This window comes from Sphingomonas hankyongi (assembly GCF_023516575.1).
Lineage (GTDB): Bacteria > Pseudomonadota > Alphaproteobacteria > Sphingomonadales > Sphingomonadaceae > Sphingomicrobium > Sphingomicrobium hankyongi.
This window is the reverse complement of sequence record NZ_JAMGBE010000001.1, coordinates 49,659-68,845: the sequence shown is the minus strand read 5'-3', so window position 1 is coordinate 68,845 and position 19,187 is coordinate 49,659. Positions and strand designations below refer to the sequence as shown.

Sequence of the window (19,187 nt, the reverse complement as noted above, 5' to 3'; positions counted from 1 at the left end):
GACGATCTCGACGGGCCGATTCAGCCGTCGATCGTCTGGTCGTTGTAGCGCGACTGGATGAAACGGCCTTGCGTTTCCAGGGCCGCCACGTCCGCGCGCGCGAGATTCTGCGAGATGTCGTTGAGCGCTTTCCGCCCGGCTGACAGCCCTTCGACCAGCCGCTCGTCCACGGTCTTGCCTTCACCGTCCTCTTCGGTCCGGAACGCGGGCGGAACGCGCATGTAGCGGTCGATGAGGTCCGGCAGATGGTTGGACATCAGCCGTCGCGCGTCCTGCGCCTGCGGATCGAGCGTGGGCACGCGTTCCAGCGTCTGCTGAAGCGAGGCAAGACCGCTGCTGATAGCGTCGATCTCTGCCTGGGCGGGGGCGGGAAGGGCCCGACGGCTCTTGTAGAGATAGGAATCGAAGCGCTGGACCATGGCTCCGTTCGGCAGGTCCGCCGCAGGCGGTGCGGCACTCACCGGTCTGGCCGGGGTTACCGCCAGCACCGAGGCAATCCCGATCGCAAGGCAAACGGCGGCGAGGAAGCCGAACATGCCGATCGGCATGATGAGCCCGAACAGGATGGTGGCGATGCTCACCACGACGACAGCGACGCCTACGCGCTTCACGCGCGTGACGAGATCGGCGTTCAGCCGCTGTCTTTCGCGGCGCGCGGCGTCTCGCGCGGGGCCTTCGCGCTCGTCGATCTGCCGTGTGATCCGATCGAAGCGGGCCACCGCCCGCTCGACCTTCTCGGTCATCTCCGTCATTTCGCGTCGATCGGCGTCAGCGGCGACGCCGCCCCTTCAAGCCTGGCCTGGTTCACGCCCTCGGCGCGCGCGATATAGCCCTTCGACTTCTCGACCTCCGAGCTCAGCGTCGTGACGGTCTGCTTCATGTTCTCGAGCGCCGTAAGCTTGAACTTATCGATCTGATCCATGGTGTCGTAGATGTTCTGGAACGCGCGCTGAAGCGTCTCGACGGGAATGGTCGACGAAGCAGCCTGCTCATGGATCGCGCCGGTCTGCGTGCGCAGCATCTCACCGGTCGTGTCGATCATGTTCGCAGTCGTCGTGTTGAGCGCCCCGATCTGCTCCAGAACCAATTTCTGGTTGGTCATTGCCTGCGCGACGGTGACCGCGGTGCGTAGTGCCGAAACCGTTGTCGTTGACGCGCGATCGACGCCCTTCACCAGCTCGACATTGTTCTTCTTGACGAGGTCGAGCGCGAGATAGCCCTGCACGGTGACCGCCATCTGGGTCAGCAGGTCCGTAGTCCGCTGGCGCGTGTAGAAAAGCGCCGTCTCGCGGATCGCCTTGGCCTTGGCGGGCTCGGTCGCGTCTAGCTCGTTCGCCTTGTCCTCGAGCTGCTGATCGAGCGTACGCGAGATGTGGATCATCTGCTCGAGCTTGTGCATCGTCTTCCAGAGACCCGCGCGCTCGGTGTCGATGGCGGCATTGTCCATCAGCAGCTCGTCCTTGCCGTTGCCGAGGCGGGCGAGGATCGCGGAGATGTGCGTCTGCGCGCTGCGATATTTGTCGAAGTAGTTGTTGATGGAGCGGCCGAAGGGGATGATCCCCAGCAGCTTGCGGCCGCTGAACGACTTGCTGTTCTCCTTAGGGTCGAGGTCTTCGACCGTCCGGCGCAGCTCGGTGAGGTCGGCGCCGATCCCGGTGTCGCTGTCGATGGCCTTGACCGGGCGGTCGAGGAAGCGGTTCGAAGCGCCGGCAGCCTCAGCGATCTCCTTGCGCCCCATCGCGGTCAGCTGATCGACCTTCTTGCCGAACTCCGGGCTGTTGGAGTCCAGCGCGGCGAGCTCGTCGACGAATTGGGAGACGCGGCGATCGAGCTCCGAGGTCTCGTCGGTCTTGAGCGGCACGAGGCCGGCGGCTTCGGTGGGAGCGACCGCCTGCAACGCTTCGGGCGGGTCCAGGTTGAGCTTCGTGGCAGTCTTCGTTTCGGTCCCTGCAGCCGGTTCGGTGGCCATCGTCATTCCTTTCATCGCCTGCACTAGGGCGGCTCGGGTTGACGGTGAACGGCCAAACCACGCCGTGCAAGAGGCTTCACGCTGTATTATAAGAACAATACACTATCGTTCAAGGCCGAGTGCAAATCGTGGTGAACAAGCGTTTACCACATGTCTGAACGCTTCGCTCACCCTGATCCGGTTAGATGCTGCCCGATGCGTATTTTCACGGGGGCGAGATGATCTCCTTCTTCAGGAAGCTCATGCGGGACAAGCGCGGAAACGCGCTGGTCATCGCCGGTGCGGCCCTCCCGCTGGTCATCGGATCGGCGGGACTTGCGAGCGACACCATCCAATGGACCCTCTGGAAGCGCCAGCTGCAGCGCGGTGCGGACTCCGCTGCGCTCGCCGGCGTCTACGACCGCATCTACAATAACGGTGACACGGGCAACATCTCCACCGCGGTCAACACGGATCTCGGCAAGAACAACCATGTCGGGATCAACCTGCTGACCGGTTATCCGCAGATCGAATATCCGGCGAACACGTCGGCTTATAGCGGCGCCGTCAAGGTGACGCTGAAGATCCAGAAGACCTTGGGCTTCTCGTCGGTATTCCTGGCCACTGCGCCGGTCATCACCGCGACGGCGACTGCCGCGACGATCCCGACCGGAGTCTATTGCGTCGTCAGCCTTGAGGACACCGCCGCCACCGGGATCACCGCGACGGGTAACGGCGACATCAATCTCGGCTGCGGCATGATCACCAACTCAGTCTCGCTCACGGCGGCGATCGCGACGGGTTCGTCAGACGTTGACGCGACCCCGATTGCTGCGGTCGGCGACATCAAGGAAAGCGACAACTGGAACGGCGCGGAGCTGCTTCCCTTCACTGTGAAGGAAGAAGACCCGTTCAAGAACGTGAATGTCCCGCCTTTCACGGCCTGTCAGGGGAACAGCAACAAGCTCTCGGTGAACGCGAACGCCTCGCTCGACCGCAGCGCTCTCGACTCCAACAAGACCGTTTGCTTCAGCGACATGAACCTCAACGGCAATGTTACCTTGGGGTCCAACTCCATCTACATCATCGATGGCGGCGATTTCTCAGCAGGCGCGCAGTCGCACATCACATGCAATCACTGCACGATCGTCCTGACCAACAGCACCGCCGGAACGCCGGTGACGATCGGGAACGTGACGATCAACGGCGGCGCGGAGATGGACATGAGCGCGTCCAACTCGGGCGACTTCGACCGTATCCTGTTCTACCAGGACCGTCGCGCATCCTCGAGCTCGAGCGCGGTCAACAAGATCAACGGCAATTCCGACTCCCTGATGACCGGCGCCTTCTACTTCCCGACGCGCCAGATGGAGATCAACGGCACCGCTGGCCTGAATTTCCAGTGCGCGCAGTTCGTCGCCCGCAACGTGACCTTCTCGGGCAACGGCAGCGTCAATAACAGCTGCTCGGGCGGCTATGGCGACAAGACCATCCTCGGCCGTCACGTGAGGCTGGTGGCATGATGCTGCGGCTCGCCCAGCTTCGCCGCGACGAGCGTGGCGCATCCGTGATCGAGATGGCGCTCGTCGCGCCGTTCCTCGCGACCCTGGTCGTAGGCATGGTCGACATCAGCCGCGGATATTCCGCCAAGCTCCAGCTGGAGCAGGCCGCTCAGCGCTCGATCGAGAAGGCGATGCAGGGCAAAAAGGAAGTCGACCTATACCAGACGCTTCAGACCGAGGCGGCGACGGCGGCGGGGGTCGCGACAAGCGCGGTAACGGTCAAATATTGGCTCGAGTGCAATGGCGTGTCCCAGTACACGACCCAGGCGAACATGACGACGGACTTCGAGAAGGTCTGTCCGTCGGGCCAGCAATATTCTCGCTACGTCGACGTCTCGATCACCAAGAATTACGCTCCGATGTTCAAGACGAAGTTTCTCGGTTCCAAATCGGACGGAACCTTCGATCTCGTCGGCAAGGCAGGGATCCGGGTGCAATGACGCGGCTCTTCAATATCCGCCACGATGAGCGCGGCGCCGCCGCCATCGAAATGGCGATCGCAGTGCCGATCCTCGCGCTGTTCCTGTGGGGCATCTTCCAGATCGGCATCGCGTTCCAGGCAAGCGCCGGCATGCAGCATGCTTTGGGTGAAGGCGCGCGCTACGCGACGATCTTCCCGGCGCCGACCAACGACCAGATCAAGACGCGGATCAACGACAAGAAGTTCGGCGTCGGCGTGGGCACATTCAGCGCGCCAACGGTTACCGATGCCGCCGACGGCACGTACAAGGACATGAGCGTGACCTTCTCGATGCCGATGAACTTCCTGTTCTTCAACGGTCCGACGGTGAACCTGACGCGTTCGAAGCGCGTCTACATCTACCAGAACACCTAGGCTTTCGCGCGAGCCGCGAAGAAGGCGCTGATCGCCTGCTTCACTTCGTCCGAACCGAGGCGCTCGGCGAACAGGCTGCTTTCAAGCTTCATTCTCTCGAGAATTTCATCGCCGGTTCCCTGACGAAGCAGGCGCCGCGTGATCCGCAGCGCTTCGACCGGCTTGGCGAGCAATATGCTCACGATCCTGGCGAGGGCGCCCTGGCCCGCGCCCGCGTCGACAACGTGACTGACGACACCGAGCTGCAGAGCCTCTTCGGCACCAAAGGGTTCGCATAGCAGGAGCAAGCGGCTGGCCTGGCGATGGCCCGCGAGCCGCGGCAGCAGGAGTGAGCTGGCCGCTTCCGGCACCAAACCGAGGTCGACGAACGGCAGCGAGAAGCGCGCATTGTCCTCCGCGATCACGAGATCGCAGTGAAGGAGCATGGTCGTGCCGATCCCGACGCAATTGCCGTGAACCGCGGCCACGATCGGGACCTTGCAACTCGCTAGCGCGCGAAGGAAGCGCCACACGGGGATTTCCTCGTCGAGGCGCGGCGCTGCCTGGAGGAAATCGGCGAGATCGTTCCCGGCGGCAAAGTCCTGGCCCTCGCCGCGGATCGTGATCAGCCGAACGTCCGCCGCATCCGCGGCGCTCTCGATCGCATCGGCGAGCGCCGCATACATCGCGATGGTAATGGCATTGCGCCGGTCGGGACGATTGAGCGTGATCGCCAGGACGCCTTCGCTGCGTTCGACCCGCACATGTTCGTCCATCATGCCCTCCCGAATCGAGTGACGGCTTGCGCACGCCCCGCTATGCCAGCGGTAACGCCACTGCCAAAGGTCGCCCATGAAGTTCTTTGCCGACACCGCCGAGATTAGCGAGATCAGGGAGCTTGCCGCCGAAGGGCTGCTCGACGGGGTGACCACCAACCCCTCGCTGGTCCACAAATCGGGACGCAACTTCCTGGAAGTTGTGAAGGAGATAGCCGGGGTCGTAAGCGGGCCGGTGTCCGCCGAGGTCGTCGCGCTCGACTATGACGGGATGATGCGCGAAGCCGAGGTGCTTCGGAAGATCGCCGGCAACATCGCCATCAAGGTCCCACTGACGCCTGCCGGGCTCAAGGCCTGCAAGGCGCTGACGGGCGACGGGACGATGGTCAATGTGACTTTGTGCTTCTCGGCCGCGCAGGCGCTGCTCGCCGCGAAGGCCGGAGCGACCTTCATCTCGCCGTTCGTAGGCCGCCATGACGATGTCGGCTTCGACGGCATGGCGCTGATCGCCGATATCCGCCTCATTTACGACAATTACGACTTCCCGACGCAGATCCTGGTCGCGAGCGTGCGGCACCCGATGCATGTGGTGGAAGCTGCAAAGATCGGCGCGGACGTGATGACGGCGCCGCCCAAGATCATCCACCAATTGTTCAAGCATCCGCTGACCGATGCCGGGATCGCGAGCTTCCTCAAGGACTGGGAAGCAACCGGCCAGAAAATCCTTTAAGAAAAAAGCGCTTAACCTTTGGGTAACGCTCCGGCGTAACGTTTTCCTAACGGCTTGCCCCGTAGGGTGGCTCCGACCTGCACGAGTGGACGCAGGTAGGGGCTTCGGCCCCGAGTGGAACCGAGGAGCAAGACCATGAGCAAGTTCATCAAGCTGATTAAAAATTCGAAGGGTGCCACCGCGATCGAGTACGGCCTGATTGCCGCCCTGATCGCCGTTGCCGCTATCGCTGCCATGCAGAACATCGGCACGAAGCTGGGCACGACCTTCAACAACGTGTCGAACAAGCTCTAAGCTTTCTAAGCTTAAAGCTTCACGGGCGGCGGTGTCGAAAGGCGCCGCCGCTTTCGTTTTGGGCGCACGCCGAGCGTTGGATAGGAAATTAACCGGTCTCGGCGTATCCTTCAGGCGATGGCGCAGGTGATCCCCTTCGAGGAACGTGCGGTGGCGAGCCTTCGTGCGCGTCTTGGCGCGGCGGAGGAAGCGAACCAGGATTTGATCGCTTTCGCGCGCGGACATTCGGGCGCAGTCGCATCAATCCATGAAGCCGCGCTGGCAGCGATGGATGCCGAGGGCATCGAGCGCCTGTTCCATGTCGTCACGCAGGAATGGCCGCTGATCCTCGGCATCGACGCAGTCGCGCTGTCGCTGATCGTCGGAGGGAAGGGCTTCAGGGCCGATGGGTCCGGAGTTCAGATGGTCGATCCCATCATCCTCCGTCGACTGAGCGAGAATGTCAGCGCAGTCGAGATGCGGAGCGTCGAGAACGGCCATCCTCTCTTCGGACCGGCCCGCGAATTGATTCGCGCCGAGGCATTGATCCGAATCGAATGCGAACCCCCTTTGCCATGCGGGCTGCTGGTGTTGGGGCAGCGCGCAGAGCTGCAGCTCGACGCGCGGCATGGCTCGGAATTGCTGATGTTCCTCGGACGCAGCCTTGCGGCTATGATCCGCCGGTGTCTGATCGAGCCCGCGAACTAGCCCATCCCGCCAGCGAGCTCGCGGCCCGCTGGGATAGCCACCTTCGTCACGACCGTCGCCGCTCTCCGCATACGGTGCGCGCTTATGTCGCCACGGCCCATCGGCTCATCGCTTTCCTGGGAGCGTATCGCGGCGAGATGATCGACGCGCCCGCTTTCGGATCGGTGAGCTCCGCAGATCTCAGAGCCTATCTCGCTCAGCGTCGCGGGGAAGGCCTCGGTCCGTCGTCGGCCGCTCGCGAGCTTTCAGCCGTGCGCGCCTTCCTGCGATACGCGGCAGAGCAACACGGACGCGTGGCGCAGGTGCCTCGCATGCGATCGCCCAAGCGTCCGCGCACGCTGCCGAGGCCGGCATCGCCCGACGATGCGATGGGCCTGGCCGAGGATGCTGCCCAGGCCGCGAGCGCTCCCTGGATTGGCGCGCGCGACCTTGCGATCCTGCTGCTGCTCTACGGCGCCGGCCTTCGCGTGGCGGAAGCGCTGTCGCTGACGGCGCGCATTTTGCCGATCGGCTCGACGCTGCGAGTCACAGGAAAGAGATCGAAGACCCGCGTCGTTCCGGTCATTCCAGCGATCCGCGAGGCGATCGACGTCTATGTCCGGCAATGCCCATATCCCCTGAGCGGTGACCATCCGCTCTTCGTCGGTGCGCGCGGAGGGCCGCTGAACCCGGACCTGGTGCGGCGCGCGGTCGCCGCTGCGCGGAAACGGCTCGGCCTGCCTGACAGCCTCACCCCCCATGCGCTTCGCCACAGCTTTGCGACCCACCTGCTTGCGAGGGGCGCCGACTTACGGGCGCTGCAGGAGCTGCTGGGTCACGCCAGCTTGTCCTCCACGCAAATCTATACGGCGGTGGACGCGGCGCGCCTCCTCGACGTCTATCGCCACGCCCATCCCCGCGCTTGAGCAAGGGGCGCTTGCCTTGAGGATGTTCGCCGCGGCGCGCCGATAGTGGGGTAAACAACGAGCCGCGGCACACTCGGATTGCGTGGGCAGGCGTAAACGGGTTCCTAAAAAGCCATTTCGGATGAAATACTTGCGCAGAAAACCAGCGAAGTTCGATCCGCTACGGATCGTTTCAAGCGTCGGGCTCGACCTTGTGCGTTAGCAGGCGCCACCCATAAGCAACGACCAACACGACGATGACTCCGTTCGAGATCGGCGAAAGCACCTGGTCGATGTCGGCGAAATTCTCGCGGAGCTTGTAGCCAGCCACCGCAAGGAAGGTGGTCCACAGACCGGTGCCGATCGTCGAAGCGATCACGAAATTACGGAAGCGCATGTCGAGCAGGCCGGCGGGGATCGATACGAGGGATCGAACAGTCGGAATAAGGCGCCCAAGGAGCACGAACGCGATGCCGTGTCGTTCGAACCAGTCGTGGGCCCTTTCGACCTCTTTCCAGTTGAGCGTCAGCCATTTGCCGTAACGGCGAATGATCGGCCGCAGGCGATCGTGCCCCAGCGCACGGGCAGCCAGATACCAGACGATATTGCCGAGCATCGCCCCGGCTGTTCCGGCCGCGATCGCCAGCGTCAGGCTCATACGGCCTTGTGCGGCCGCGACGCCTCCGAGCGGCATGATCAGCTCCGAGGGAATTGGCGGAAACACCGTTTCCAGGAACATCAGGAAGCCAACCCCGAGGTAGCCCGATTGGTCGATCAGGCGAATGATCCAGTCTCCCATCGCGCTCAGCTCTTTCGCTCGGCCAGCTTCCGATCGATGGCATCCCAGATCAGGCCCGGAGTGTCCGTCCCATTGAACTTGTCGATGGCGACGATGCCGGTGGGCGACGTGACGTTGATCTCAGTGAGCCAGCGGCCGCCGATCACATCGATACCGACGAACAGCAGGCCTCGGCGTTTCAACTCGGGGCCGAGCTCGGCGCAAATCTCGCGCTCTCTGTCCGTCAGGTCGCTCGCTTCGGCGGTTCCGCCGGCGGCAAGGTTGGACCGTATGTCGCCAGCAGCCGGGCGGCGGTTGATTGCTCCGGTGAACTCGCCGTCGACAAGGACGATCCTTTTGTCCCCTTCCGTGACCTCGGGAAGAAAAGTCTGCAGCACATGGGGCTCACGGTAACTGGCGTTGAACAGCTCCATGAGCGCCGAGAGGTTGGTGCCGTCACGACCGACCTTGAAGACTGCCTTGCCCGCGTTGCCGTGAAGTGGCTTCACGACGATCTCGCCTTGTTCGGCCAGGAAATGCCGTGCCGCGCCGAGCGAGCGCGTCACCATTGTGGGCGGCATGAATTTGGCGAAATCGAGGACCCAGACTTTCTCAGGAGCATCGCGGACCCCGGCAGGATCGTTGACGACCAAGGTCTCCCGTTGGATGCGCTCGAGCAGGTGGGTCGCGGTGATGTAGCCGAGGTCGAAAGGCGGGTCCTGCCGCATCAGCACCACGTCCACGTCCTTGCCGAGATCGAGGATCGCGAAATCGGCGAGCCGGAAGTGATCGCCCGCCACGGGCTGAACGGTGACTTCGTGGGCGCCGGCATAAAGCCGACCCTCCTGATAGGTCAGGTCCTCGGCGAGATAATGGTAGAGCTTATGTCCACGCGCTTGCGCACCGAGCATGATGGCAAAAGTGGAATCGCCGGAGATGTTGATATTCTCCAGCGGGTCCATCTGCACTGCAACGCGAAGCGACATGGCGCCAGCGGGTAAGAGGTCAGCCTGGCTTTGTCACCCTTGCCAGACGTTCGGAAGATGCCTGGGCCAGCGCTTGGGGACAACAAAGAGAGCATCGATCCTAAGATCGTCCCCGGCACGCAGATAACGGGGCGCGAGCCGCTCTGCGGCGACGGCAACCCGCCGCAACCGCCATTCGTCGAGCGCAAAGGCGGCAGCATCTTCGGTCGCTCTCGCCTTGACTTCGACGAAAGCCAAGGTGCGCCCCCGCCGAGCAACGATGTCCACTTCGCCGCCGGCCACGCGAGCGCGACGCGCAAGGATTCGCCAGCCCTTTAGTCGCAAATACCAGCAGGCGAGCGTTTCGGCTCCTCGCCCGCGCCGCTCGGCAGCTTCTCGGTTCATTTCGACCGTTCGAGTGCACGGGCGTAGGCGCGCTTGCGCGGGATGCCGAGCCGTTCGGCAACCTCCGCGGCCGCTCGGGAGGCGGACAGGCGAGTCAAAGCCTCGTCGATCGCCCTGTCCACGTCCTCGTCGCTTGCGTCCTGCGCCTCTTCGCCCGGACCGACGACGATCACGATCTCACCTTTCGGGGTTGCTGACGCATAGCGATCCGCCAGCTGATTCAACGTGCCGGTTACGCATTCCTCGTGCAGCTTGGTGATTTCACGAGCGACCGCCGCGTCGCGAGAGCCGAGTCCTTCGGCGAGGGCGCTCAGAGTATCGTCGAGGCGGGGGCCGCTTTCGTAGAAGACCAAGGTTGCGCGAACGGCCGCCAGTTCCGCGATTGAGTCCTTCCGCGCCTTGGCCTTTGCCGGGAGGAATCCGGCGAAAAGGAAGCGGTCTGTCGGCAGTCCGGCGAGTGTCAGCGCGGCGATGGCCGCGCTCGGCCCGGGGATAGTCGTCACCTGGTGACCGGCGGCGCGAGCCGCCCGCACGAGCTTGTAGCCGGGATCCGAGATGAGCGGCGTGCCCGCATCGCTGACCAGCGCGACGGCGCTTGTAGCGAGCCGGTCGACGATGCGATCCCGCTCCGCCTCGCTGGAATGATCGTCGTAGCGGAGCATCGGCGTCCTCGCGCCGATGTGCTTGAGGAGCTTGCCTGTGACGCGCGTATCCTCGGCGAGGACATGATCCGCGCATTTCAAAGTCTCCACCGCGCGATGGCTGAGGTCGCCGAGATTCCCGATCGGGGTCGCGACGATATAGAGTCCGGGGTCAAGCCTTCCCTCGTCAGCCATGGATTAAACGCTTCCAATCCAATCGAAAAAGAGTCATCGTGTCGATGTTCATCGTGTGCCTGGGGAGAGGTGCGATGATTGCATTGTTAAGTGCCTCGGCGATTATCTTGGCCGGGCTTCAGGCGTCGATCAATGCGCCCACGGACGCGTTTCGTTCGTGCCTTAGGGAAGCTGCCACCAAGGCGAACACCGAGAAAGTCGCCGGCGACGCTTATGAAGCCTATGCGCGCAATGCCTGCAGCGCGCAGATGAGCTCGCTCAAGACCGCCGTCGTCGCGTTTCGCATGAAGAATGGAATGGCACGCAAGGCTGCCGGCGACGACGCGGAAATGACCGTGGACGATTATGTCGCGACGTCCGTGGACAAGTATCAATTCATGGCTAGCATGAATACGCCGAAGTCAGCAGCGATACCGCCTCCGCCCGCGACGCAGGCATCGGCGCCTCAGCCGCCAAAGCAATAGGCTCGGGGTCGGCGATTTCGGCCAAAATAGTGTCGAGTAAAAGGCGGCCCGCCGCGGTCACCGCGACGCGTCCACCATCGCGCGACAGGTGACCTGAAGCGACGAGCCGGTCGACGCGACGCCAGTCCACGATCGATCTTAATTCAAAGCGTTGGGCAATCTTGTCGAGGTCGATCCCTTCAGACAGGCGCAATCCCATGACCAGCGCTTCATCGGCGGCCTCAGTAGGCGTGAGGCGTGCCTCTTCGACAATGCCGTTGCCGTTGCGGCGGACGGCCGAGAGGAAGTTTTCGGGCTTGCGGTGGCGCGTCGTGCGCATGCCGAGCCGGCGACCGTGCGCGCCCGGGCCGACGCCGGCATAATCGTTGTAGCGCCAGTAGGAGAGGTTGTGGCGGCTCTCGTGGCCGGGCCGCGAATGATTGCTGATCTCGTAGGCGGGAAGCCCGGCCGCAGACGTCATGGCGCCGGTCAATTCGTACAAGCCAGCGGCCAAATCGGGATCCAGGGGTTTAAAGGCGCGCTTCGCCACCATCGACGCGAAACGCGTGCCGGGCTCGATCGTCAGCTGGTACAGCGACAAATGCGTAGTGCCGAGCGAGAGCGCTTGGGCGAGCGTTGCTGCCCAGCAGTCCTCCGTCTCTTCCGGCAGCGCGTAGATGAGGTCAAAGCTCACTCGGCGGAAGTTCTCTTGCGCCGTTTCGAGCGCCCTCCAGCCTTCCTTTGCAGAATGCGCGCGGCCGAGGAACGCCAGGGCTTTATCATCGAAGCTCTGAAGCCCAAGCGAAAGGCGGTTCACGCCGGCGACCGCCAGATCGGCGAAGCGCCCGGTTTCGACCGAGTTGGGATTGGCCTCGAGCGTGATCTCGATGCGGTCAGCAGCGGTCCAGTGAGACGCGGCGGCTTCTATGATCGCGGCGACGGTCGACGGTTCCATCAGCGATGGTGTCCCGCCTCCGAAGAATATCGAAGTCAGGGTGCGTCCCGGCAGAAGCGCTGCTTCATGGGCCAAGTCGGCGAGCAAGGCCTCGCGCCATGCATCATTATCGATGCTTGCGCGCACGTGGCTGTTGAAATCGCAATAAGGGCACTTGCTGACGCAGAATGGCCAGTGGACATAGAGCGCCAGCGGCTCACCGGTCATTCGTCGAGTGCCGCCAACAATTTGCGGAATGCGTCTGCGCGGTGGCTGATCGAATGCTTCAGTTCCGGCTCGAGCTCACCAAAGGTCTGCTCGTAACCTACAGGGATGAACATCGGGTCGTAACCGAATCCCTTTTCCCCGCGGGGAGGCCAGGCCAAAGTCCCGTCGACCCGCCCTTCGAAGGTCTCGGTCTGCCCGTCATTCGGCCAGGCGATTGCCAAGGCGCAGGCGAAATGAGCCGCCGGGGGCGCGTCCGGGTCCGTGGCTTCCGCCTCGCGCCAGACTTTCTCCATGGCGCGCATCCAGTCGCGATTGCCTTCTTCGTCCTCCGCCCAGCGCGCGGAAAAGATCCCGGGCCGCCCATGCAGCGCGTCGACGCAAAGCCCGCTGTCGTCCGCAAGGGCGGGCAAGCCGCTCAGGTCCGCGGCCTCTCTCGCTTTGAGGTCCGCATTATCAGCAAAGCTGTTGCCGATTTCCTCGGGTTCGGGGAGGTCCAGCTCCGCCGCGCCTACGACGGAGATCCCGAGCGGCTCGATCAAAGCCGCAATCTCGCGCAATTTGCCCGGATTGTGGGTCGCTATCACGAGCTTGTCGCCGATCGGCCTCATCGACCGGAGGCCTTCAACTGGGCCTGGAAGATGTCGGAGCAGCCGATCCGCGCCAGTCGAAGCAGTCGCAGCAGGCCCTCCTCGTCATAGCATTCGCCCTCGGCGGTCACCTGCGCCTCCACGATGGAGCCGTCCGCCGTCAGCACGAAATTGCCGTCGCAGCCCGCCTGGCTGTCTTCGTCGTAGTCGAGGTCGAGCACCGCAGTGCCCTGATGGATTCCGCAGCTGACGGCCGCGACCTGCGTGCGGATTGGATCGGCAGCCAGCGCCTTGCTGGCGAGCAACTTGTCGAGGGCGATCCGGAGCGCGACCCAGCCTCCCGAGATCGACGCGGTTCGCGTTCCGCCGTCCGCCTGTATGACGTCGCAATCGACGATAATCTGGCGCTCGCCGAGCTTCGGCAAGTCCACAACGGCGCGTAGCGATCGGCCGATGAGGCGCTGGATCTCCTGGGTCCGCCCGGATTGCTTGCCCTTCGCCGCTTCGCGGCTTCCCCGGGTGTGCGTTGCGCGCGGGAGCATTCCGTATTCGGCGGTAACCCAGCCTTGTCCCTTGCCGCGCAGGAACGGAGGTACCTTGTCCTCAACCGACGCGGTGCAGAGCACCCGCGTTTCGCCGAAGCTGACCAAACAGGCGCCTTCCGCGTGGCGGGTGAAGCCGGGCTCGAACTTGAGCTCGCGCATCTGGTCGGGGGCGCGTCCGGAAGGGCGCATGGAGACTCCTTTGTTCCTGATACTGGTGCCGGCGCTCCCTAGACCGGGTGCAACAGCAATCCTAGATGGAGCCGCATGACGCAGGCCATTGGCGAGCTTTCCGATCGGATGCGAGAGATATTCGGTCTCGTAGTTGAGGCCTATCTGGACCGAGGCCTGCCCGTCGGATCCAAGGTGCTCGCCGGAAGCGTGAGCTTGTCGCCAGCGTCAATCCGCGGCGTCATGCAGGAACTGGAGGAGCGCGGCCTTCTCACGCATCCGCATACGTCCGCCGGTCGCGTGCCCACGGAGACAGGGCTGCGCCTGTTCGTCGACGGCATCATGCAGGCGTCGAGCCCCGACCCACATGAGCGGCGCGAGATCGAGCGCAGGATCGTCCGTGACCAGCCGATCGAAGATGCTCTTGCTGCCGCGTCCGCGGCTCTTTCGGGACTTTCCCACGCCGCTGGCGTGGTGCTCGCCCCGAAGCGCGAACTCAGGCTTCGGCAATTGTCGTTCGTGCCGCTCAGCGAAACACGAGCGCTGGCGGTGATCGTAGGCTCCGACGGCAGTGTCGAAAATCGTATCATTGCTCTCGACGGCGGGACGTCGCCCGTCGCGCTCGCGGAAATCAGCAATTTCGTGAATGCGCGCTTGTCGGGAATGACGCTTGCTGAAGCCGAAGAGCGGCTTCGCGCCGAGATTCGCGAGCGGAAGGAAGCGATCGACGCCGCCGCGGCAGAGCTGGTCGCATCCGGCCTCGCCGCGTGGAGCCAGGACCATGCGCGCCGACCGGTGCTTATCGTCCGCGGGCAGGCCAATTTGATCGACGAAACCGCCGCCGAGGACCTCGAGCGCGTCCGCAAGCTGCTGGACGAGCTTGAAGATCGGCAAGAGATCGCGCGATTGCTCGAAAGCGCGCGCGATGCGCCGGGATGCCGGATCTTCATCGGATCGGAGAATCGCATGTTCGCTCTTTCGGGCTCGTCGGTTATTGCCGCACCCTATCGGGGGAGCCAGGGCGAGGTCGTCGGCGTTGTCGGCGTCATCGGGCCAACCCGGTTGAACTATGCTCGCGTGGTTCCCATGGTGGATTTCACTGCGAAAGCGCTCACGAGATTGATGGCATGATGGAAGCGACCAAAGACGAAGAACAGCTGCACGACGAGGCAGAGGAAATCCGCAAGGAAACGGCCGAAGGTTCGCCCGAGCTTGCCGAGCACGACCGCATTGCCGAGCTCGAAAGCCAATTGGAGGAAGCCAAGTCGAAGGCGCTTTACGCCGCGGCCGAGACGCAGAACGTGCGCCGCCGGCTGGAAGCGGAAAAGCAGCAGGCGTCGGCCTATGCCGCCACGCAATTCGCGCGCGACATGCTCGCGATCAAGGATCACGTCGACCGTGCCCTGGCGGCGGTGTCCGAAGAGTTGCGTGGGGATAAGGTCGCGAGCCAGTTCCTGACCGGCATCGAGGCCACGGCGCGCGAGCTGGAGGCCGCCTTCAATCGGCAAGGCATTACGCGAATCACCTCGATCGGCGAGCCGCTGGATCCGCATCGTCACCAGGCAATGATGGAAATCCCCTCGGATGAAGCCGAGCCGGGAACAATCGTTTCCGAAATGCAAGCCGGCTACATGATGAAGGACCGCTTGCTTCGGCCCGCTTTGGTTGGGGTGGCCAAGAAACCGGACTAGTGCACCTCGCGGTGGTGAACCTGGCTTTTCGACGCGAGGCTGAATCGCGGCTCCGGATTCACCAGACCGAATAACCGTGAGGCGGCGTAACGGCCAACCTCCGGGCCATGCTTGAAGCCATGTCCTGACCCACCGCCGACAATCAGCAGGTTTTGTAGCTGCGGGTGAAAGTCGATCAGGAAGTCGCCGTTCGAGCTATTCTCGTACTGACAGACCTCCGCGCCGATGAGGGGGGCATCGCGCAGAGCCGGGAAACGGCGGTCGCGAAACGCGACGATTTCCGCGAGCGCGGCATCGGTCGGCCGGCGGCTCTGCGTGTCGGGGTCGACTTCGACGCCATGCTGGTCATGCGCGAACTTCACGCCGCGGCCTTCGAGGTCCGGGAAGCCATAAAAGATGTCGCCGCTGTTGAAGTCCGCCCAGCCTGGCATCGCCGGGCCGAGGAAGCGCCGGTCGCCGGCAGGCGCCGCAAAGTAAAAGACTTCCTGCCGTGTGGCGCGGATCCGCTTCCCGACCACGTCGGGAAATAGCTTCGACAACCAAGGTCCTGCCGCCACGACGAACCGGTCGCCTGCAACGACCTCACCGTTTGACAGGCGCACCTCGTCCAGCTCGTCCTTCGACCTTGGAATTTCGACGAGGCCTTTCACGTAAGTGCCGCCGGCGCGGACGAACCTGTCGACCAGCGTTTGCACCGCCCTCCGGGCCATCAGCGCGCCAAAGGCCGTTTCGAGTATCCCCAGCTCAACGCCGTGGAAGTCGATCATCGGAAACCGTTGCTGCAGCTGCGCCTGGTCAAGGACTTCCAGCGGCATGCCCAGCTTCTGATGCACATCGATCGAGCCCTGCATGTAATCGTCGCACTGCTGCGAGAAGAAAAGGACGCCGTGCGGCAGGAAGATGGGAAGGCCGGATACGGCGCTTAGCGCCTTCCACTGTGGAAGGCTGTCGCGAGCGGTTCGCGTGTAGATTTCGTCACGGCCGTAGCCGGCGCGCGTCAGCCTGGACTCGCCGCCTGAGGAGGCGCGGCAATGCGCCGGGCCGTGCGCGTCGATGAGCGTGACGCGATGGCCCATTTGCTGGAGATGATGGGCAGTCCAGGAGCCGAAGACGCCGGCACCGACGACCACGACGCGTTCACCGCTCGATCCTTGTGCCATCCCTGAGCTCCCAGCCGCCAATAGAGCGGCGCCGCCCGCTCCGGTAAGGAGCGAGCGGCGCGTGATACTCAACTGCTGCTTTCGCGTCAGCCGCGCTCGCCAGCCGCAGGCGGCGGTGGCGGCGGTGGAGGAGGCGGCGGAGGCGGAGCCGGTTCCTCGACCACTGGCGGTGGCGGCGGGAGCGGCGGCGCCGGAGGCGGCGGTACGTATCTCTCGCTGCCGAAGGTCTTCCTCACCGTTAGGCCGATCATGCGCGGCTGCCCGATTAGATAGCCGAAGCGAGCCCGCAGACCGCGTTCACGGTCGATCGACAGCTTGGGATTCGCATCGAAGAGGTTCTTCACATAGAGCGAGATGTCGAGGCCGTTATCCCAATGGACCCCGCCCGACATGCCGACCAGAGTATAGGACGGCAGCTTCAGCGACCCGATATTGTTCTCGCCCGAGCCGAAGTCGCCGGTGACGGGATCGAAGAAGATCGCGCTCCCGACATCACCGGCTCCAGGAGTTTGGTCGTTCGGCTCACCGAAACGGCTGCCGATATGCTGGACGTTCGCATTGATCATCCAGTCGGAAGCTGAACTGAGGCGTCCGCCGTAGGTGACGCTTCCCGCAATCTGGAACTTCGGCACGGTCGGCAGGCGATTGCCCTTTTCGATGCCGCCCAGCACGTCACCGGCGCCCGTCAGCACCGTCGAGTCGAACTCGGCGTTCTGGTAGTTTCCGGAAAGCGACAGCTCGAGGCCGGGCAGCGGGTGCGCGGCGAACTCCGCCTCGATACCGGTCGAGTGAGCCTTCGGAACGTTGAACACGATACGAGACGAGCAGCTTCCCGCAGTCTGCGTCACCTGGAGATCGCGGATCTCATTGTGGAAGATCGCCGAGTTGAAAGTGAAGCCGTGTTTCGAATATTTGACCCCGGCTTCGTAGTTCCACAGCGTCTCATCCTTATACGAGCCCTGCCCGCCGAAAATCTCGAGATCCTCATCGGTGCACAAGGGAACGTTGAGGGGGTCGTTGGTTCCCCCGAGCCGGAAGCCCTTTGCGGCCTGAATGTTGACGCTGAGATTGCGGTTCGGCTCCCACGTTGCGATCACCCGCGGGCTGAATCCGTCCGATTTAGTCTTGTCGCCAAGGCTGATCACCAAGCCTGAGAACACGCCGCCCGAGATGAAGTCGCGTTCCTCCTTGAAGTTGTAATAGCGGCCGCCCGCAGTGATCTTGAATTGACCGAAGTCGTAGCTGCCTTCGCCAAAGACGGCCCGCTGCTTGATGTCATAGGGCAAGTCCGCGTTGTAAGGGGAGTTCGCGGGGAACCCCTGCGAGACTTGCGCTTCGGTCTTCGGCACACCGGGCGCCGAGCAGAACGTCGGATCTTCGGCGATGATGCACTGACCGGCGATGGCCTGCTGCGTGAATAGCCCTTCGACCCCCGGTGTCGGCAGGCGCTGCGTATATTCGCGCTTGATGTTCGACAGGAACCCGCCGACCACCCATTGGAACGGTCCGGTGCCGGTCGACGCCAGTCGAACTTCCTGCGTGAACTGCTTGAGTGTGGTCGTGTCCAGCAGGTTCGACGGCAACTCGATGGCTGCTGGATCGACACCAAGACCGGTGAACGAAACAAAAATCGAGTCAGTCAGCGCCGAGGCATCGCGGCTGACCAGAACGTCACGGTGCAGGTAGCTGCTGACGCTCGTCAGTTCCACAGGACCGAAGTCATAGCTGGCGACAAGGTCGGCGAGCCAGGTCTTATCTCTGAATTTCTCCTGGAACTTCAGATACTGCTTGCGCTTGCCGATCAGCTCACCGCCCGTGGTGGTGAACTGGTTGTCGAAGATGATGTAATGGTCTTCGCGGTTGAAGCCGTCAGCCTCGACCTTCTGGTAAACGAAGCGCGGGGTGATCTTTAGCTCGGGCATCGGCTGGAACAGCAACGATACGCGCGTCCCGATACGGCCGCCGTCGTTGACATTCTTCTTCTCGTACGGCCCGACTGCGTCGATGAACCCACCGAAGTGCGTGCCATAGCCGACGACCCTGAGCGCTGCGATCTGGCTTAGGGGAAGGTTGACCGCGCCCTTCAGCGAATAGCCCATGTCGCCATCCTTGAGAATGTTGGCGTCGGCCTCGACCGCACCCTCGATGCGATCGACGTTGGGCTGGTTTGTGATGTAGCGAAGCGTGCCGCCGACGCTTCCCGCGCCGAACAGGGTTCCCTGCGGTCCGCGCAGGGTTTCCACGCGGTTCAAATCAAATAGGTCGAAATCCGGCGTGAACAGGGACATCGAAGTGATCGACTCGTCGAGATAGATGCCGACCTGTTCCTTCACGCCCGGTTGGTCGCGGGCGATCTGGCCGGCGGAGACGCCGCGCACGGATACCTGGCTCTGGCCCGGCCCAAGATTCTGAACGGTAAGCCCGGCGACGTTGCGGCTAATGTCCTCGATCGTCTGAGCGTGGGCGCGCTCAATGTCCTGCTGCGTCTGCGCGTTGATCGAGAAAGGCACCTCTTGCACGCGGCTCGCGCGCTTCGTCGCCGTCACGATGATTTCACCCTGGTCAGCTGCGGACGGCTGCTCCGTAGTGGAGGGCGCGGCCTGCTGCTGCTGATTCGCAGTCTGCGCCTGTTGCTCCTCCCCGGTTTGAGCGAGTGCGGGATAGGAGAACGCGAGTACAGAAGTACCGATCAGCAAAGTGGTATAGCCACGCATTTGAGCCCCCCTCATTTTTCGATGGCGGCGCGAGCATG

22 protein-coding genes are annotated in these 19,187 nt (G+C 63.3%); 10 read left to right on the top strand and 12 right to left on the bottom strand.

Features of this window, described 5'->3' with window-relative positions; translation table 11 throughout:
* Window positions 1-20 precede the first annotated feature (20 nt).
* Together LZ538_RS00345 and LZ538_RS00340 are read right to left on the bottom strand one after the other, a co-directional pair.
* Entirely contained in the window at window positions 21-752 is a 732-nt protein-coding gene (locus tag LZ538_RS00345; RefSeq protein WP_249830015.1) for a hypothetical protein, read from the bottom strand.
* Entirely contained in the window at window positions 749-1,969 is a 1,221-nt protein-coding gene (locus LZ538_RS00340; protein WP_249830014.1) for a toxic anion resistance protein, read from the bottom strand. Before LZ538_RS00340 ends, LZ538_RS00345 begins: the two co-directional genes overlap by 4 nt.
* Before the next feature lie 185 nt (window positions 1,970-2,154).
* On the opposite strand from LZ538_RS00340, the gene LZ538_RS00335 reads away from it, so the two are divergent.
* The 3 genes from LZ538_RS00335 to LZ538_RS00325 are packed head-to-tail and all read left to right on the top strand — an operon-like array spanning window position 2,155 to window position 4,345.
* Window positions 2,155-3,471 carry a pilus assembly protein TadG-related protein gene (locus LZ538_RS00335; RefSeq protein ID WP_249830013.1) on the top strand — a complete coding sequence of 439 codons (1,317 nt, stop codon included), beginning with the start codon at window positions 2,155-2,157 and terminating at the stop codon, window positions 3,469-3,471.
* Window positions 3,468-3,950, top strand: coding sequence for a TadE/TadG family type IV pilus assembly protein (locus tag LZ538_RS00330; protein ID WP_249830012.1), 483 nt, complete (start codon window positions 3,468-3,470; stop codon window positions 3,948-3,950). The genes LZ538_RS00335 and LZ538_RS00330 overlap by 4 nt, the downstream gene beginning before the upstream one ends.
* Window positions 3,947-4,345 (top strand): TadE/TadG family type IV pilus assembly protein, encoded by a 399-nt coding sequence (locus LZ538_RS00325; RefSeq protein ID WP_249830011.1) that lies wholly within the window; start codon window positions 3,947-3,949, stop codon window positions 4,343-4,345. Before LZ538_RS00330 ends, LZ538_RS00325 begins: the two co-directional genes overlap by 4 nt.
* On the opposite strand, the gene LZ538_RS00320 is transcribed toward LZ538_RS00325, so the two are convergent.
* Entirely contained in the window at window positions 4,342-5,103 is a 762-nt protein-coding gene (locus tag LZ538_RS00320; RefSeq protein WP_249830010.1) for an enoyl-CoA hydratase, read from the bottom strand. The two genes, LZ538_RS00325 and LZ538_RS00320, sit on opposite strands and share 4 nt — an antisense overlap.
* A 73-nt stretch (window positions 5,104-5,176) precedes the next feature.
* Between LZ538_RS00320 and fsa the strand changes: the two genes are divergently transcribed.
* From fsa to LZ538_RS00300, 4 genes are all read left to right on the top strand, one after another.
* Entirely contained in the window at window positions 5,177-5,830 is a 654-nt protein-coding gene (fsa, locus tag LZ538_RS00315) for a fructose-6-phosphate aldolase (protein WP_249830009.1), read from the top strand.
* Window positions 5,831-5,965: 135 nt separating this feature from the next.
* Window positions 5,966-6,124, top strand: coding sequence for a Flp family type IVb pilin (locus LZ538_RS00310; protein ID WP_249830008.1), 159 nt, complete (start codon window positions 5,966-5,968; stop codon window positions 6,122-6,124).
* 150 nt (window positions 6,125-6,274) lie between these two features.
* The gene (locus LZ538_RS00305; protein ID WP_249830007.1) at window positions 6,275-6,811 is read left to right on the top strand and encodes a DUF484 domain-containing protein; all 537 of its coding nucleotides are present in this window, start codon (window positions 6,275-6,277) and stop codon (window positions 6,809-6,811) included.
* Window positions 6,787-7,716 carry a tyrosine recombinase XerC gene (locus LZ538_RS00300; RefSeq protein ID WP_249830006.1) on the top strand — a complete coding sequence of 310 codons (930 nt, stop codon included), beginning with the start codon at window positions 6,787-6,789 and terminating at the stop codon, window positions 7,714-7,716. The genes LZ538_RS00305 and LZ538_RS00300 overlap by 25 nt, the downstream gene beginning before the upstream one ends.
* 172 nt (window positions 7,717-7,888) lie before the next feature.
* Here the strand turns inward: LZ538_RS00300 and LZ538_RS00295 are convergent, their stop codons facing one another.
* From LZ538_RS00295 to rsmI, 4 genes are read right to left on the bottom strand one after another with little or no spacing between them, the layout of a single operon-like run.
* Complete coding sequence (locus LZ538_RS00295; protein ID WP_249830005.1) at window positions 7,889-8,494, bottom strand: DedA family protein; 606 nt, start codon at window positions 8,492-8,494, stop codon at window positions 7,889-7,891.
* Window positions 8,495-8,499: 5 nt separating this feature from the next.
* The gene (gene gshB, locus LZ538_RS00290; protein ID WP_249830004.1) at window positions 8,500-9,459 is read right to left on the bottom strand and encodes a glutathione synthase; all 960 of its coding nucleotides are present in this window, start codon (window positions 9,457-9,459) and stop codon (window positions 8,500-8,502) included.
* 33 nt (window positions 9,460-9,492) lie between these two features.
* The gene (locus LZ538_RS00285; protein ID WP_249830003.1) at window positions 9,493-9,843 is read right to left on the bottom strand and encodes a YraN family protein; all 351 of its coding nucleotides are present in this window, start codon (window positions 9,841-9,843) and stop codon (window positions 9,493-9,495) included.
* Window positions 9,840-10,679 carry a 16S rRNA (cytidine(1402)-2'-O)-methyltransferase gene (gene rsmI, locus LZ538_RS00280; protein WP_249830002.1) on the bottom strand — a complete coding sequence of 280 codons (840 nt, stop codon included), beginning with the start codon at window positions 10,677-10,679 and terminating at the stop codon, window positions 9,840-9,842. The genes LZ538_RS00285 and rsmI overlap by 4 nt, the downstream gene beginning before the upstream one ends.
* 38 nt (window positions 10,680-10,717) lie before the next feature.
* Here rsmI and LZ538_RS00275 point away from each other — a divergent pair, with 38 nt between their 5' ends.
* Window positions 10,718-11,143 carry a hypothetical protein gene (locus LZ538_RS00275; protein ID WP_249830001.1) on the top strand — a complete coding sequence of 142 codons (426 nt, stop codon included), beginning with the start codon at window positions 10,718-10,720 and terminating at the stop codon, window positions 11,141-11,143.
* On the opposite strand, the gene hemW is transcribed toward LZ538_RS00275, so the two are convergent.
* From hemW to rph, 3 genes are read right to left on the bottom strand one after another with little or no spacing between them, the layout of a single operon-like run.
* Window positions 11,061-12,284: a radical SAM family heme chaperone HemW gene (gene hemW / locus LZ538_RS00270; protein ID WP_249830000.1), complete on the bottom strand. Its 1,224-nt coding sequence runs from the start codon at window positions 12,282-12,284 to the stop codon at window positions 11,061-11,063. The two genes, LZ538_RS00275 and hemW, sit on opposite strands and share 83 nt — an antisense overlap.
* Window positions 12,281-12,892 (bottom strand): RdgB/HAM1 family non-canonical purine NTP pyrophosphatase, encoded by a 612-nt coding sequence (rdgB, locus tag LZ538_RS00265; RefSeq protein WP_249829999.1) that lies wholly within the window; start codon window positions 12,890-12,892, stop codon window positions 12,281-12,283. The genes hemW and rdgB overlap by 4 nt, the downstream gene beginning before the upstream one ends.
* Entirely contained in the window at window positions 12,889-13,605 is a 717-nt protein-coding gene (gene rph / locus LZ538_RS00260) for a ribonuclease PH (RefSeq protein ID WP_249829998.1), read from the bottom strand. Before rph ends, rdgB begins: the two co-directional genes overlap by 4 nt.
* A 75-nt stretch (window positions 13,606-13,680) precedes the next feature.
* Here rph and hrcA point away from each other — a divergent pair, with 75 nt between their 5' ends.
* Window positions 13,681-14,715 carry a heat-inducible transcriptional repressor HrcA gene (gene hrcA / locus LZ538_RS00255; RefSeq protein ID WP_249829997.1) on the top strand — a complete coding sequence of 345 codons (1,035 nt, stop codon included), beginning with the start codon at window positions 13,681-13,683 and terminating at the stop codon, window positions 14,713-14,715.
* Window positions 14,715-15,275, top strand: coding sequence for a nucleotide exchange factor GrpE (gene grpE / locus LZ538_RS00250; protein ID WP_430741945.1), 561 nt, complete (start codon window positions 14,715-14,717; stop codon window positions 15,273-15,275). Before hrcA ends, grpE begins: the two co-directional genes overlap by 1 nt.
* On the opposite strand, the gene LZ538_RS00245 is transcribed toward grpE, so the two are convergent.
* Window positions 15,272-16,435 carry an FAD-dependent oxidoreductase gene (locus LZ538_RS00245; RefSeq protein WP_249829995.1) on the bottom strand — a complete coding sequence of 388 codons (1,164 nt, stop codon included), beginning with the start codon at window positions 16,433-16,435 and terminating at the stop codon, window positions 15,272-15,274. The two genes, grpE and LZ538_RS00245, sit on opposite strands and share 4 nt — an antisense overlap.
* Window positions 16,436-16,521: 86 nt before the next feature.
* Entirely contained in the window at window positions 16,522-19,149 is a 2,628-nt protein-coding gene (locus tag LZ538_RS00240) for a TonB-dependent receptor (RefSeq protein WP_249829994.1), read from the bottom strand.
* Window positions 19,150-19,187: the final 38 nt, after the last annotated feature.

What these genes read in the sequence shown, in the direction of transcription:
- LZ538_RS00345 (WP_249830015.1), bottom strand. Translation starts at nt 752, where the DNA reads ATGACGGAGATGACCGAGAAGGTCGAGCGGGCGGTGGCCCGCTTCGAT.
- LZ538_RS00340 (WP_249830014.1), bottom strand. Translation starts at nt 1,969, where the DNA reads ATGGCCACCGAACCGGCTGCAGGGACCGAAACGAAGACTGCCACGAAG.
- LZ538_RS00335 (WP_249830013.1), top strand. Translation starts at nt 2,155, where the DNA reads ATGCTGCCCGATGCGTATTTTCACGGGGGCGAGATGATCTCCTTCTTC.
- LZ538_RS00330 (WP_249830012.1), top strand. Translation starts at nt 3,468, where the DNA reads ATGATGCTGCGGCTCGCCCAGCTTCGCCGCGACGAGCGTGGCGCATCC.
- LZ538_RS00325 (WP_249830011.1), top strand. Translation starts at nt 3,947, where the DNA reads ATGACGCGGCTCTTCAATATCCGCCACGATGAGCGCGGCGCCGCCGCC.
- LZ538_RS00320 (WP_249830010.1), bottom strand. Translation starts at nt 5,103, where the DNA reads ATGATGGACGAACATGTGCGGGTCGAACGCAGCGAAGGCGTCCTGGCG.
- fsa (WP_249830009.1), top strand. Translation starts at nt 5,177, where the DNA reads ATGAAGTTCTTTGCCGACACCGCCGAGATTAGCGAGATCAGGGAGCTT.
- LZ538_RS00310 (WP_249830008.1), top strand. Translation starts at nt 5,966, where the DNA reads ATGAGCAAGTTCATCAAGCTGATTAAAAATTCGAAGGGTGCCACCGCG.
- LZ538_RS00295 (WP_249830005.1), bottom strand. Translation starts at nt 8,494, where the DNA reads ATGGGAGACTGGATCATTCGCCTGATCGACCAATCGGGCTACCTCGGG.
- gshB (WP_249830004.1), bottom strand. Translation starts at nt 9,459, where the DNA reads ATGTCGCTTCGCGTTGCAGTGCAGATGGACCCGCTGGAGAATATCAAC.
- LZ538_RS00285 (WP_249830003.1), bottom strand. Translation starts at nt 9,843, where the DNA reads ATGAACCGAGAAGCTGCCGAGCGGCGCGGGCGAGGAGCCGAAACGCTC.
- rsmI (WP_249830002.1), bottom strand. Translation starts at nt 10,679, where the DNA reads ATGGCTGACGAGGGAAGGCTTGACCCCGGACTCTATATCGTCGCGACC.
- hemW (WP_249830000.1), bottom strand. Translation starts at nt 12,284, where the DNA reads ATGACCGGTGAGCCGCTGGCGCTCTATGTCCACTGGCCATTCTGCGTC.
- rdgB (WP_249829999.1), bottom strand. Translation starts at nt 12,892, where the DNA reads ATGAGGCCGATCGGCGACAAGCTCGTGATAGCGACCCACAATCCGGGC.
- rph (WP_249829998.1), bottom strand. Translation starts at nt 13,605, where the DNA reads ATGCGCCCTTCCGGACGCGCCCCCGACCAGATGCGCGAGCTCAAGTTC.
- hrcA (WP_249829997.1), top strand. Translation starts at nt 13,681, where the DNA reads ATGACGCAGGCCATTGGCGAGCTTTCCGATCGGATGCGAGAGATATTC.
- grpE (WP_430741945.1), top strand. Translation starts at nt 14,715, where the DNA reads ATGGAAGCGACCAAAGACGAAGAACAGCTGCACGACGAGGCAGAGGAA.
- LZ538_RS00245 (WP_249829995.1), bottom strand. Translation starts at nt 16,435, where the DNA reads ATGGCACAAGGATCGAGCGGTGAACGCGTCGTGGTCGTCGGTGCCGGC.
- LZ538_RS00240 (WP_249829994.1), bottom strand. Translation starts at nt 19,149, where the DNA reads ATGCGTGGCTATACCACTTTGCTGATCGGTACTTCTGTACTCGCGTTC.